Raw genomic sequence first — 12576 nt, 5'->3', positions numbered from 1 at the left:
CGTCGGAGGTCTCCCCCTCCCCCGCCGGGTCGGCGTGGCACGCACCACCGATGCCCGCCCAGGAGGCTGTCCCGGGCGAGGAACAGCGCCCCCCGGAGTCCCGGCCGGTGGGCCACGGTTGGACTCCGAGCAGACTGCTGGCCTGGATCGGCGGGGCGGTGACGCTGCTCGGCGTGGTGTTCCTGCTGGTGCTCGCTGTCCAACGTGGTTGGCTCGGCCCCCTCACGCCGGTGCTCGGTGGCGCCGGCCTGGGAGCGGTGCTGCTGGCGGCCGCCTTCCGCGTGCGCGGCAGACCCGGCGGCACGTCCGGCAGTTACGCGCTGGCCGCGACGGGCTTCGCCGTGTTGTACCTGGATGTGGTGGCGGCCACCGTCCTGTACGACTACCTGTCGGTATTCGGTGGTCTCACGGTGGGCTTCGTCCTCGCCGGTGGCGGGTTGCTGTTGTCCGACCGGTGGCGGGCCCAGCCGGTGGCCCTGGGAGTGGTGGCGGGTTGTGCGGTGTGCGCGCCGCTGGTCACCGGCGAGCCGAACGCGGTGCTGGTCGGTTTTCTGGCGCTGCTGCACCTGGTGGCCACTCCGGTGCAGCTCCGGAACGGATGGAGTCAACTGGCCGGGGTCGCCGCGTTGCCCGTGGTGGTCGCCGCGGTCCTCGCCGACCTCTGGGCGATGCTGACCGCGACCGACCACCTCGCCGTGGTGCTCGTGGTGAGCGCCGCCTCCCTGCTGGGGGTGGTGGTCGCCACGGTCACCTCCGCTCTCCGTCCGGAGGACAACACCGCGACCGCCTCGCTGGTGGCCGCACCGGTACCGGTCCTGCTGGCCACCCCGCTGGTGGAGCGTCCGTTCGCGGCCGCCCTCGCGGCGGGCGTGGCCGCGGCGCTGGCGGTCCTGTGGGGCTCGCGGTTCCTCCTGAGCCGGCGTGATCGGCTGCCCGAGGAGTTCACCACCGCGGCGGGCGGAATCGCGGCGGTGGCCGCCGCGCAGTCCACGATGACCTCGCTCGACGCCTCGGCTTGGGCCACGGCGCTGTTGTGCGAGGCGCTGCTGCTGACCCTCGGGGCACTGTGGCTGCGCAGCCCCGGTGTGCTGCTCGGGGCGTTGTGTTACGCGACGCTCGGTACGGCGATGGCGCTGTACCACGACGTCCCGCCGCGCCACCTGGTGCTGGTCTCGCACTCCGCGAGTGCCGCCGGAACTCTGGTGGGCGCGCTGACCGCGCTGGTCGCGGTGGCGGTTCCGATCGCGGGAGTGCGCCTCGGTGTGCTGTCCCGCCCGCCGGCGGCGAAGACCTTGTGGAGTCTGGCGGGAGTCCTGGTGTTGTACGGCACGGCCAGCGCGACGATGGCGCTGGTCTCGCTGTTCCAACCGGATCGTTCCGGATTCCTCCTCGGGCACGTGTCGATCACGTTGAGCTGGGTGGTGGCCGCGATCGCGTTGCTGCTGCGGGGGATCAGGCTGACTTCGCTTCGGGTCGCGGGCATGGTGCTGCTTCCCGTGGCGCTGACCAAGCTGTTCCTGTTCGACCTGGCCACGCTGGACGGCTTCGCGCGGGTGGTGGCGTTCCTGTGCACCGGTCTGGTGCTGCTGGCGGCCGGGGTGCGTTACGCGCGTTCGGTGAGCACGGACCCGACGGCCGGATGAGCTGCGTGCCCGGGTGTCTCCCGGGCGGTCTCGACCGTCTGGTCCGCTCCCGAGGGCAGAACCTCGGCCGTGGGAGCCGGTGGTCCGCCCGGACGGATCACCGGACCGGTGGTGCGCGGTAGGCGCCCCGAAAAAGCACTCGGGACGGGCCGGTTCCCCGCGCGACGTCCTCCGTCATGCCCGACACTTGAACCTGACGTCGCGTCAGGACCTAGCGTCGACGGCACCGACACGGAAGGTCGGTAGGAAGAAGGAAGCGGGTCACTGATGTCCACGGCGAACCCGGGCCGGTTCTGGAAGGTCGGCGAGCTCGCGGCAGCCACGGGGTTGACCGTGCGCACGCTGCACCACTACGACCACGTGGGGCTGGTGTGCCCCTCGCGACGCACGGACTCCGGCCACCGTCTCTACGCGGAAGCCGACGTGCGGCGGCTCTACCAGGTGCTGGCGCTGCGCCAGCTCGGCCTCTCGTTGGAGGAGACGGCCTCCGTCCTGGCCGGCTCGGCCGACATCGACGAGGTGCTCACCGCACACGAGCGGCACCTGCGGCAGCGGCGTGAGGCGCTACGTCGACTCCAGGCCCAGGTGAGCACCCTGCGCGCCGGCCTGCGGGAGTCGCCGCCGACATCGGTCGACGGTTTCCTGGACCTGATCCGAAAGGTGGTCGTCGTGGACGAGACCGTGAAGCGGTACTTCAACGACAGTCAGCTCGCCGAACTGGCCGAACGTCGTCAGCAACTCGGCGAGCAGACCATCGCCGAGGTCGAGCGGGCCTGGAGCGAGCTGATCCCACGCGTGGAAGCGGCCGTAGCCTCGGGCATGGATCCCACCACTCCCGAGGCGCAGGAGATGGCCCGCGAGTGGATGGGGCTGCTCGAACAGTTCCACGGCGGTGACGAGGGACTGCGGGAGAGCCTGCAACGGATGTACGAGGACAACGCCGAGCAGATCGAGCAGCGCTACTGCGGACCCACCCAGGCCCAGCTCGACTTCATCGGCCGCGCCGAGGCCGCCCGGCGGAACGGGCGGTGACCCACGCCGCCCGCATCGCGCCACGGTGCGGGCGGTGCTCACTGCCGTGGCTGTTCCCTGTCGAACCGACGCAGTTCGCGGACCCCATCGGCGAGCGTGCGGTCGCCGAGAGCGTCGAGCACGGCCCGCTCGGCCTCGGCGGTCAACTCGGCGAAGTAAGCCTGCGTGTTCGCGGCGATCCGGCAGTCGTGCTCGTCCCCGGAACGGCAGTTCCAGAGCGGCTTGTCCCCCGCCGAACAGCGGTAGATCTCGGCCAGGGTGATCTCCTCCGCGGGACGCGCCAACCTGGCTCCGCCGGCGCGTCCCTTGGTGCACACGACGAGTTCGGCCCGGGTCAACGGGATGAGCAGCTTGCGCACCAGGCTGGCGTTGGTGTCCATCCGCTCGGCGAGCTGGGCGGAGCTCAGCGTCGGGTTTCCCTCCTCCTCGGCGACCGCGAGGATCAGCATCGCCGTCAGGGAACTGGAAAAGCGGATGTCCAGCACTGCGACGACACCTCCCTCATCGGCCGTCCCGGCGGCTCCGCCTCGACGGAGTCCCAGGTTAGCAACACCCGGCGGGAAGCCCCCACAAAGAAGTGTATCTTTGTCAATAACACTTTTCCGTGTGCACCAGGAGGACCTCCCCATGTCCGCTCGCGCAGCGCAGGCGCTGTCCCGACCACTCACCCTCGGCTCGGTGGAGTTGCCGAACCGACTGGTCATGGCCCCGATGACCCGTGCCCAGTCCCCCGGCGGGGTTCCCGACGAGAACGTCGCCGCCTACTACGCCCGGCGTGCCGCGGCCGGTACCGGTCTGATCATCACCGAGGGCACCTACGTCGACGCCCCCTCGGCCGGTGACCAGGAGAACGTGCCGCGCTTCCACGGTGAGCAGGCACTGGCCGGCTGGGGCGAGGTCGTCTCCGCCGTCCACGCGCACGGCGGAAAGATCATGCCGCAGCTGTGGCACGTCGGCATCCAGCGACGGGCGGGCACACCGCCGGTCCCCGAGGCCCCCTCGGTCGGCCCCTCCGGCATCGCGCTGGACGGGACTGCGGACAGGGGCGAGGCACTGTCCCTGGCCGACATCGAACGCCTCGTCGAGGCCTTCGCCGAAGCCGCGCGACAGGCCGAGCACATCGGCTTCGACGGCGTGGAGCTCCACGGCGCGCACGGCTACCTGATCGACCAGTTCCTCTGGGAACGCACCAACCGACGCACCGACGCCTACGGCGGTTCCCCGGTGGAACGCACCAGGTTCGCCGCCGACATCGTCGCGGCGGTGCGCGAGCGGGTCTCGGCCGACTTCCCCGTCGTGCTGCGGTTCTCGCAGTGGAAGGCCGACAACTACGACGCCCAACTCGCCGACAACCCGGACGAGCTGCGGGCGATACTCGCCCCGCTGAGCGAGGCCGGGGTCGACGCCTTCCACGCCTCCGGACGCCGCTACTGGGAACCCGAGTTCCCCGAGTCCGACCCGGAGCTGAACATCGGCGGCTGGACCCGCAAGCTCACCGGCAAACCGGTCATCACCGTGGGCTCGGTCGGACTGGACGCGGTGTTCGACCCCGCCACCCTCGGCGAGGGCGCGGGCACCAACGTGGCCAGCGTCGAAGGACTGGCCGAACGGCTGGAGCGCGAGGAGTTCGACCTCGTCGCCGTCGGTCGTGCGATGCTGGCCGACCCCGAGTGGAGCCGGAAGGTCCTGGAGGGACGCGAGACCGAACTCGTCCCGTTCACCCGCGAGGCACTGGCCACCCTGTACTGAGCCGGCCTTTTCCCTCCGCCCTCGTCCGAGGAGGCTACCGCCGCATCCCCTCGGGTGGGCCGGAGGCTAGGAGACCCGCTGTCCGACGGCGGCGTCGGGCACGACCGCCTGTCCCCGCGCGAGCACGAGGCGCTGCCGGTGCAGTGCGGTGATGTCGGACAGCGGGTCACCGTCGACGACGAGCACGTCCGCGGCACAACCGGGAGCGAGCCGCCCCACCCCCTCCAGCCCGAGAGCGCGGGCCGCGCCGGTGGTGGCCATCTCGACCACACGGGCGGGAGACCAGCCGACCGCCTCGACGTAGTAGCTCAGCGCACCGACGTAGTTGTCGAACACCGAGGTGGGCAGTCCCGCGTCGGTGCCGGGCACGAACCGTATTCCGTGCTCGTCCATCCAGTGGATCCGCTCCAGCACGGCCCGCGCGCCTTTCTCCCCGACCACCACCCGCTGGAAGCTCCTCCAGTCGGGCGGATAGGCGTGGCACACCGCGATGTCCCGTGCGGCGATCTCCCGGGCGACGTCCTCACGCAGGTCCGGACCGGAGTTCCGCGCACCCTGCCACGAGCAGTGCTCGATGGTGTCCACACCGGCCGCCGTCGCCGCGGCGATCGCCTCGGTGCCGTGCGCGTGCGCGGCCACGGGCAGCCCGGCCGCGTGGGCTTCTCCGACCACCAGGTCCAACTCCTCGGCGGAGAACTGGCTCTGCCAGGTGGGAGGCGAACCTGGGGTCATCTGCCCACCGGAGGCCATCACCTTGATGACGTCGGCGCCGAGCGCGACGTTGCGACGGATGCGAGCGCGGATCTCCTCGGGGCCGGAGACCTCACCACCGAAGAACCAGCAGTGCCCCTCCGGCGGCGTCAGCGGCGGACCCGATCCGAGCAGCCTCGGCCCCACGAGGTCACCGCGTTCGATCGCGTCACGCACCCGCAGCACCAGCCCGTCCCGGTCGCCGAGGTCCCGCAGGGTCGTCACACCCGCCCGCAGGGCCCGCTGCGCCCGACCGGCGATGCCGAGCAGCAGTTCCGCGTAGTCAGCTGCCCGGTAGCGCTCGAGCATCCCGAAATCCGCGTCCCAGGACAGGTGAACGTGGGCGTTGACGAGGCCGGGCAGCACGGTGCCGCCGACCGCGGTGCGGCGACACGTGTCCTCGGCCCGTCGTTCGACCTCGCGGCGGGGGCCGACGGCGCTGATCGTGTCGCCGTCGACGAGTACCGCGCCATCGGCGACGCGCTGTCCGGCCGGTCCGACTACGACCTGTTCGGCGGTGATGAGCTGTTGCATGCCGACCTGCTTCCGACGGTGATCGGGGGCTGGGGCGGAATTCCGCCCGCACCACGGTATCCGCCGGTGGCCGGATTCCGGTCCGCCCCGGGGAAACGGGCGAAACGTCGTGATCACACGATCGGTCCAGTCGGGATCCGATGACGGAGACGACGATGCTCCGAATCCGGCAGAGAACGGGCCCGAACGCTTATTCTTCTTCCCCCGGCTCCGCACAACGAGGCACCGACATGCCCTTTCTTCACGAATCATCCTACCATCGGATCCGAAGTGTTTCCGTACTACCGGAACACCACCAGAATTACTCCGAAAGCATCTGCAAACTCCCGAAATCGCTCCCATACAGTGATCCGCGACCGCCACCCGAAGAGGCGGTCGACAATCCGTGTCACGGAGACGAACAACAACGCATTGTCGGACCGGAGAGGCGAAACACGATGTTCACCAGCATGATCGCGGCAGGAATGGCGTTGTCCACCTTCTTCGCTCCCGCCACGGGAGAATTCAAGAACCCCCCCTCCGACGAGATAGTCATCGACGTCGCCACCGTGAACGGTTCCGGCTGCCCGGAGGGGACGGCCGAGGTGTCCGTCTCCCCCGACAACAAGGCCTTCACCGTCACCTACAGCGACTACCTCGCCGAGGTGGGCCCCGACTCCGACCCCACGGCTTTCCGGAAGAACTGCCAGCTCAACCTCGTCGTGCACGTCCCCCAGGGATTCACATACGGGATAGCCCGGGCCGACTACCGCGGTTTCGCCCACCTCGCTGAGGGAGCCACCGGCACCCAGAAGGCCAGCTACTACTTCCAGGGTGACTCCGAGACGACCCACACCAGCACGACGTTCGAAGGAGCCTACAGCGACAACTGGCAGGTCACCGACGAAACCGACATCGCCGACATCGTCTACAAACCCTGCGGGGTGCAGCGCAACTTCAACATCAACACGGAACTGCGCGTAGACGCGGGCAGTTCCGACTCCGAGGAGACCAGTTTCATGACCATGGACTCCACCGACGGGAGCATCAAGACCACCTACCACTTCTCCTGGAAGAAGTGTGAATCCTGAGAAAAACCGTGAAAGATTCCCGAGCGTTTCTCCCGACCCTTCCGCGAGGAAGGTCCGGGACGACGGAATAATCCGGTGACCCCGGTTTTCGGGAAGCGCTCCCCGAAGAGCCTCGCGGAACGGTTGTTCTCCGCCGGCTGCCAGAATGCTCCGCCCACGTGGAGCACGTGAGGGGTGCCCTTCGGTTCCGTCCCCGAAGGGCACCCCTGTTCGTCTTCCACCTCGGCCACCGTGCCCGAAACACTGCCCCCACGACGCCGCAGTGTTTCGCCCCTCCCGTCGGCAAGCGTCCGACGAGTCGACACGTTCCCACCCGGCCTCCCGGCGGCCGCTCCACTCCCGCGCCGTGTCAGCGCCGAGTCAGTGCCATGTCAGCCGTACCTCGTAGGTTCCGCACCCGAGAGGACGGAAACCCGACAGCCCTGCGACCGCGAGCCCGCCACGGGGGGGCACAAGCTGACTCCGTCGTTTTCGGCCACCGATGACAGAGAACGCGAGGGATCTGGTGTGAACATCGGAATACGGGACGTGTCCGGATACGTCCCCTCCACCGTCATCGACAACGACACGGTCGCGCGATGGACCGGAGCCGACGAACAGTGGATCGTCGACCGCACCGGCGTTCACGAACGACGGTATGCTCTGACGGACGAGAACACCTCCGCCCTGGCGGCCAGTGCGATCCAGCCTCTACTGGAACGCGCGGAGTGCCCCGTCGACGCGCTCGTCCTGGCGACCTCGACGCCCGACCAGCCCCAACCGGCGACCGCGGCGATGGTCCAGGCCTTGTTGGGGTTCGAACGACCTGTCCCCGCCTTCGACGTCAACGCGGTCTGCTCGGGATTCCTCTACGCACTCGACCTGGGGCGTTGCCTGCTCACGACACACCATGACTGGACCGCGGTCATCGTGGCCGGGGCCGACAAGTACTCATCGATCATGAACACCCGCGACCGGCGGACGGTCTCCCTGTTCGGTGACGGCGCGAGCGCGGCACTGCTCACACGCGTCCCCGACGACCGGGGCATCAGGAGCGTCTCCCTGATGGCCGACGGGAACGCGGCCGACCTGGTCAGAGTACCGGGCGGGGGATGCCGGCAACCCACCGACGGCAGCAAGGGCTCGCCCACGAACCACTTCGAGATGGACGGTCGTGCGGTGCTGGAGTGGAGCCTGAAGAACCTGCCCCGGGTGGTCGAGTCGGCCCTGGCGGAAGCGGATCTGAGCGCAGCGGATATCGACCGGGTCTTCCTGCACCAGGGAAACGCGCTCATGGTACGGCGACTCGCGGAGGAGCTGGGAGTGGACCACAGTCATGTCGCTCTCACCGCCCCTCGGTTCGGGAACACGGCCAGCGCCTCCATTCCCCTGACGATGAGTCACGACCGTCAGTACCGCGACTTCGCGCCGAACGAGAAGTTTCTGCTCGCCTCCGTGGGAGGCGGAATGACCGCCGGTGCCGCGGTCATCACATGGTAGTGAGCGGATGTCCACGACGAAGGGGCCGCCGATGACATTCGGGAAACGCTCCGTGGCCAGCCACGAGAACTTCGCCGCCAGGGTCGCGCTCATCACCGGGGGATCGCGCGGCATAGGGCGGGAGATCGCACTCACCCTCGGGGCAGCCGGAGCGACCGTGGTGCTCACGTACAAACGCAGTCAGGACGCGGCCGAACGAACGGCCGAGGAGGTGCGGCGCAGCGGAGGGCGGGCTTTCGCCGTGGCCGCCGACCTCGAGGTCACCGACGACATCGAGGCACTCTTCGAGTTCGTCACCAGACGCTGCGGGAGACTGGACATCCTCGTCGCCAACGCGGCGGCCTCGAGCTTCCAGCGGGTCATGGACGTGAAACCCCACCACCTCGAGCGTGCCTACGCGACGAACGTCCGTTCCTTCGTCCTCGCCGTCCAACGGGCGTTTCCCTTGCTCTCGGAAGCCGGCGGAGGTCGCGTCATCGCCATGACCAGCTACGGGAGCATGAGGGCCTACCAGAACTACGCCGTGCTCGGCCAGGCGAAGGCCGCCCTCGAAGCCTGGGTTCGTTACATGGCCTCCGAGTTCGCTCCGTACGGCATCAACGTCAACGCCGTGAACGGAGGACTCATCAGCACGGACTCCCTCCGGTACTTCCTCGACACAACGGACGCGGAAGACCGTGCGGCACTGGCGAAGCGCATCCCCAAAGAACGGTTCGGTCTTCCGGAGGAGGTCGCCGAGACCGTGATATTCCTGCTCTCCCCCGGAGCCGAGTACATCACCGGGCAGACAGTGGTGGTGGACGGCGGACTGAGCACGGTCGCACCCCCCTACGCGACGGAGCCACCCGGTGACCGGTGAACCGTCGTTCGGCGTTCGGACATGAACGCCCCTCGTCCGAGGAGCGGGCCGAACGACGGCGGCGCCCCCACCCGTTCAGGGTTCGGGTGCCGCTCGGCGAGTTCCCCCGCCACGGTGGAGACGAGTCGCCCCGGAACGGCCGCACCGCCGGTCGTTCACTCCAGCACGGCCGTGTAGACGGTGTTGGCGGACCGACCACCGGTGTAGGGGTTGTCGAAGGTGACGACGTGGGACCGCACCGTGGCGAACACCTCGGCCAGGGCCGCCGTGACCTCCTCCTGCGGCGGATCGTCCGACCACAGCGCGAACACCCCACCGGGACGCAGCTGACCGGCGAGCCGACGCAGCCCTTCGACCTCGTAGAACCCGGCGTGGCTCTGGTCCAGCACGTGTTTCGGCGAGTGGTCGATGTCGAGGAGAACGGCGTGGAAACGCCGCCGCGGCTGTTCGACGTCGAAACCGGTCCCGGAGTCCGCCATCGCGAAGAAGTCCCCGTGCACCAAACGGGTCCGGGGATCCGCGGTCAGCTCCGCGCCGAGCGGCAGCAGACCACGACGGTGCCACTCGATGACCTCCCCGAGGGACTCCACCACGTGCAGCGAGCGCACTCGTGGGTCCGCGAGCGCGGCGTGGGCGGTGTAACCGAGTCCGAGTCCGCCGACGACCACGTCGAGCTCGGCGGCCGAGGACGCGGCGAGCCCGAGCCGCGCGAGTTCGACCTCCGCCACCGTGAACAGGTCGGACATGAGGAACTCGTCGTCCAGTTTGATCTCGTGCACTTCCCGGTCCAACGTCCGGTCCCAGCGGCGACGCAGACTGACCAGCCCGATCGGCGTCCGGCGCCAATCGAGTTCCTCGAAACGGGCACTCACTGACGGCATCCCTTCCGTGCGACCACGCCGCGGTGCCGCTGACGTGCCGCGACACGCGGAGTTCGGAGCGTTGTCATCCAGTGGGGGACGAGTGGGACTGTCTTGCCGGGTGACCACACGTCGGTGACGAGCTCCCCTGAAGCATACGCGCGCCCGCGAGATATCCGTTCGCGGCAGGCTCCGGAGGCTGATACGTTCCGTCCCGCTCGGCCTGTCGAGGAGATGTGGACATGGTGATCGAGGACGACCTCTCGGAGTGATTCCGAAAACCCCGCGGTGATTCCACCCGCACGGCCACCGCGAACGCCGCCTTCGACGCGGCCGGCGCGTGGCCGGGTCTTCGTCCCTGTTCCACGCGCGGGCCCCTGGGGTCCGCCTCGCTCGGGAGAGCACTCGTCATGTCCGAGGCACCGATCACCTGTTCGAACCTGTCCTTTTCCTGGCCGGACGGCACTCCGGTCTTCCGGGGCCTCTCCTTCACCGTCGGACGCGGTCGCACGGGGTTGGTCGCGCCCAACGGTGCGGGCAAGTCCACGCTGCTCACCCTGATCGCCGGGCTGCGCCGACCCGACCACGGCTCGGTCGGAACCGCCGGAACAGTCGGCCATCTGTCACAGACCCTGCCGCTGGACGGTGCGTTGACGGTGGCCGACGCGCTGGAGATCGCCCCGGTGCTGCGGGCCCTGCGCGCCATCGAGTCCGGGGACACCAGTGAGGAGCACTTCACCACGGTCGGATCGGACTGGGACGTCGAGGAACGCGCCCGGGTCGAACTGGACCGTCTCGGCCTCGGTGACGTGTCGCTGGACCGCCGGCTGCACACGTTCAGCGGCGGACAGGTCGTCTCGCTCGGTCTGGCGGCCCAGCTGCTCAAGCAACCCGACGTCCTGCTGCTCGACGAACCGACCAACAACCTCGACCGCGCGGCGCGCCACCGGCTCTACGCCGTGCTCAAGGACTGGCCGGGATGCCTGCTGCTGGTCAGCCACGACCGCCAACTACTGGACCGGACGGACCGGATCGCCGAACTCCACCAGAGCGAGATGCGCTTCTTCGGTGGGAACCTCACCACCTACGAACGGGCCCTGCGCAACGAGCGCGAGGTCGCCGAGAGGAACGTCCGCCACGCCGAGCAGGAGGTCAAACGGGAGAAACGGGAGAGGCAGCGGGCACGCGAACGCGCCGCGCGCCGTGCCGGCACCGGTGCCCGCAAGGCCGGCTCCGGGGGGATGCCGAAGGTCGCCGCCGACGCCAGGCGACGACGAGCGCAGGAGTCGGCGGGCAAGGCGGACGACACGCACGCGCGACGCCTCGGTGAGGCCGAGTCCCGGCTCGAGGAGGCGGAACGGGCGCTGCGCGAGGACGAGACGATCTCGCTGTCCCTGCCCGCCACGAACGTGCCCACCGAGCGCGTGGTGTTCCTCGGGGAACGGATGCGGGTCGACTACGGCGGTCACCCCGTTTTCACCGGCGAAGGCGTGGACCTGACGATCCGCGGTCCCGAGCGCATCGCGCTGCTCGGCGCCAACGGGGCCGGCAAGTCCACGCTGCTGCGGGTGATCAACGGCGATCTCGAGCCGGAGGGCGGCCGGATCAGACGGGGCGAGGGTCGGGTCGCGTACCTGTCGCAACGGCTGGAGCTGCTCGACCCGGAACGCACGGTGGTCCAGAATCTGCGCGCCTTCGCACCGCGAATGCCGGAAACGCGGAGGATGCACCACCTGGCGCGGTTCCTGTTCCGGGGGCCGGACGTGCACCTGCCGGTCGGCGTGCTCTCCGGGGGTGAACGACTGCGCGCCACACTGGCCTGCGTGCTCAGCGCCGAACCCGCACCACAGCTGCTGCTGCTCGACGAGCCGACCAACAACCTGGACCTGGTCAGCATCGAGCGGCTGGAAAACGCGCTCAACGCCTACCGGGGCGCGTTCGTGGTGGTCAGCCACGACGACCGGTTCCTCACCGAGATCGGGGTGAAGCGCTGGCTGCGGCTGTCCGCGGGCACCCTGCTCGACGCGGAAGCGCCGGACGGTGACTGAGCACCGGGTGGACTCCCCGGTCAGGACGAGACCGCAGTTCGGGGAGCAACGCACCGCGCGGGGCGTTCGCGGCAACGTGCCCCCGGGAGGAGAACCTCGCCCCGCGTTCCGGGGACACCGCTCGCCACGGGCGAGCTCGGTTCGTCACCACAGGCATCTCACGCTGCGCCTCCGACGGGCCACACCACCGACGGCGACTACCGACGCGAGGGGCGTTCACGGTGCGCACACCCCGGCCAACAGCAGGGCCGCCGCTGTCCCTGCTCCAGCTCCTCCCGGCACCGACGGATACGACGCTGGCGGGTGCTGTCCTGTTTGGCGTCCTCGACCCAGCAGATGAACTCGTTACGCGCCAGCGGAGTGATGTCGTTCCAGGCCTCCAGGGCGGTGGTGCTGTCGACCAACGCGGCGCGCAGGTCCGCGGGCAACGCGTGCACCACCCCACCGGGCAGCGACCGAGTGTTCACGGCACCCATGATAGCCGGCCTCCGGCGGAAGCGCGAGGTTCTCACCGTCTCCGGAGCGAACCTGCTCGATCGTGCAGCACCGCGT

General features: G+C 69.4%; 11 protein-coding genes. 7 read left to right on the top strand and 4 right to left on the bottom strand.

The window, feature by feature from the left end; genetic code table 11:
- Both CEP50_RS02460 and CEP50_RS02455 read left to right on the top strand, forming a co-directional pair.
- On the top strand, positions 1–1643 hold a 1643-nt coding region (locus tag CEP50_RS02460), incomplete at its 5' end, for a DUF2339 domain-containing protein (protein ID WP_258174700.1).
- 267 nt (positions 1644–1910) lie between these two features.
- Complete coding sequence (locus CEP50_RS02455; protein ID WP_106112239.1) at positions 1911–2675, top strand: MerR family transcriptional regulator; 765 nt, start codon at positions 1911–1913, stop codon at positions 2673–2675.
- 38 nt (positions 2676–2713) lie between these two features.
- Here CEP50_RS02455 and CEP50_RS02450 read toward each other — a convergent pair whose 3' ends face one another.
- Positions 2714–3160: an RrF2 family transcriptional regulator gene (locus tag CEP50_RS02450; RefSeq protein WP_106112238.1), complete on the bottom strand. Its 447-nt coding sequence runs from the start codon at positions 3158–3160 to the stop codon at positions 2714–2716.
- 142 nt (positions 3161–3302) lie between these two features.
- On the opposite strand from CEP50_RS02450, the gene CEP50_RS02445 reads away from it, so the two are divergent.
- Positions 3303–4424: an NADH:flavin oxidoreductase gene (locus tag CEP50_RS02445; protein ID WP_106112237.1), complete on the top strand. Its 1122-nt coding sequence runs from the start codon at positions 3303–3305 to the stop codon at positions 4422–4424.
- A gap of 66 nt (positions 4425–4490) precedes the next feature.
- Here the strand turns inward: CEP50_RS02445 and CEP50_RS02440 are convergent, their stop codons facing one another.
- Entirely contained in the window at positions 4491–5708 is a 1218-nt protein-coding gene (locus tag CEP50_RS02440; RefSeq protein WP_106112236.1) for a metal-dependent hydrolase family protein, read from the bottom strand.
- A 437-nt stretch (positions 5709–6145) separates the two neighbouring features.
- Here CEP50_RS02440 and CEP50_RS02435 point away from each other — a divergent pair, with 437 nt between their 5' ends.
- The 3 genes from CEP50_RS02435 to CEP50_RS02425 all read left to right on the top strand — a co-directional run bounded on the left by CEP50_RS02435 (position 6146) and on the right by CEP50_RS02425 (position 9116).
- Positions 6146–6778, top strand: coding sequence for a DUF4360 domain-containing protein (locus tag CEP50_RS02435; protein ID WP_106112235.1), 633 nt, complete (start codon positions 6146–6148; stop codon positions 6776–6778).
- Positions 6779–7285: 507 nt separating this feature from the next.
- Positions 7286–8257 carry a 3-oxoacyl-ACP synthase III family protein gene (locus CEP50_RS02430; RefSeq protein ID WP_106112234.1) on the top strand — a complete coding sequence of 324 codons (972 nt, stop codon included), beginning with the start codon at positions 7286–7288 and terminating at the stop codon, positions 8255–8257.
- Positions 8258–8288: 31 nt separating this feature from the next.
- Positions 8289–9116 carry an SDR family oxidoreductase gene (locus CEP50_RS02425; protein ID WP_106112233.1) on the top strand — a complete coding sequence of 276 codons (828 nt, stop codon included), beginning with the start codon at positions 8289–8291 and terminating at the stop codon, positions 9114–9116.
- A 155-nt stretch (positions 9117–9271) separates the two neighbouring features.
- Here the strand turns inward: CEP50_RS02425 and CEP50_RS02420 are convergent, their stop codons facing one another.
- The gene (locus tag CEP50_RS02420) at positions 9272–9988 is read right to left on the bottom strand and encodes a spermidine synthase (protein WP_106112232.1); all 717 of its coding nucleotides are present in this window, start codon (positions 9986–9988) and stop codon (positions 9272–9274) included.
- A 398-nt stretch (positions 9989–10386) separates the two neighbouring features.
- On the opposite strand from CEP50_RS02420, the gene CEP50_RS02415 reads away from it, so the two are divergent.
- Positions 10387–12024: an ABC-F family ATP-binding cassette domain-containing protein gene (locus tag CEP50_RS02415; protein ID WP_106112231.1), complete on the top strand. Its 1638-nt coding sequence runs from the start codon at positions 10387–10389 to the stop codon at positions 12022–12024.
- A gap of 197 nt (positions 12025–12221) precedes the next feature.
- On the opposite strand, the gene CEP50_RS02410 is transcribed toward CEP50_RS02415, so the two are convergent.
- Positions 12222–12491, bottom strand: a complete 270-nt coding sequence (locus CEP50_RS02410; RefSeq protein ID WP_106112296.1) for a YdeI/OmpD-associated family protein — start codon at positions 12489–12491, stop codon at positions 12222–12224.
- Positions 12492–12576 lie beyond the last annotated feature (85 nt).

The organism is Actinopolyspora mortivallis, from assembly GCF_003001495.1.
Lineage (GTDB): Bacteria > Actinomycetota > Actinomycetes > Mycobacteriales > Pseudonocardiaceae > Actinopolyspora > Actinopolyspora mortivallis_A.
The sequence above is the reverse complement of the archived record's forward strand: the minus strand, read 5'-3'. Positions and strand labels throughout refer to the sequence as shown.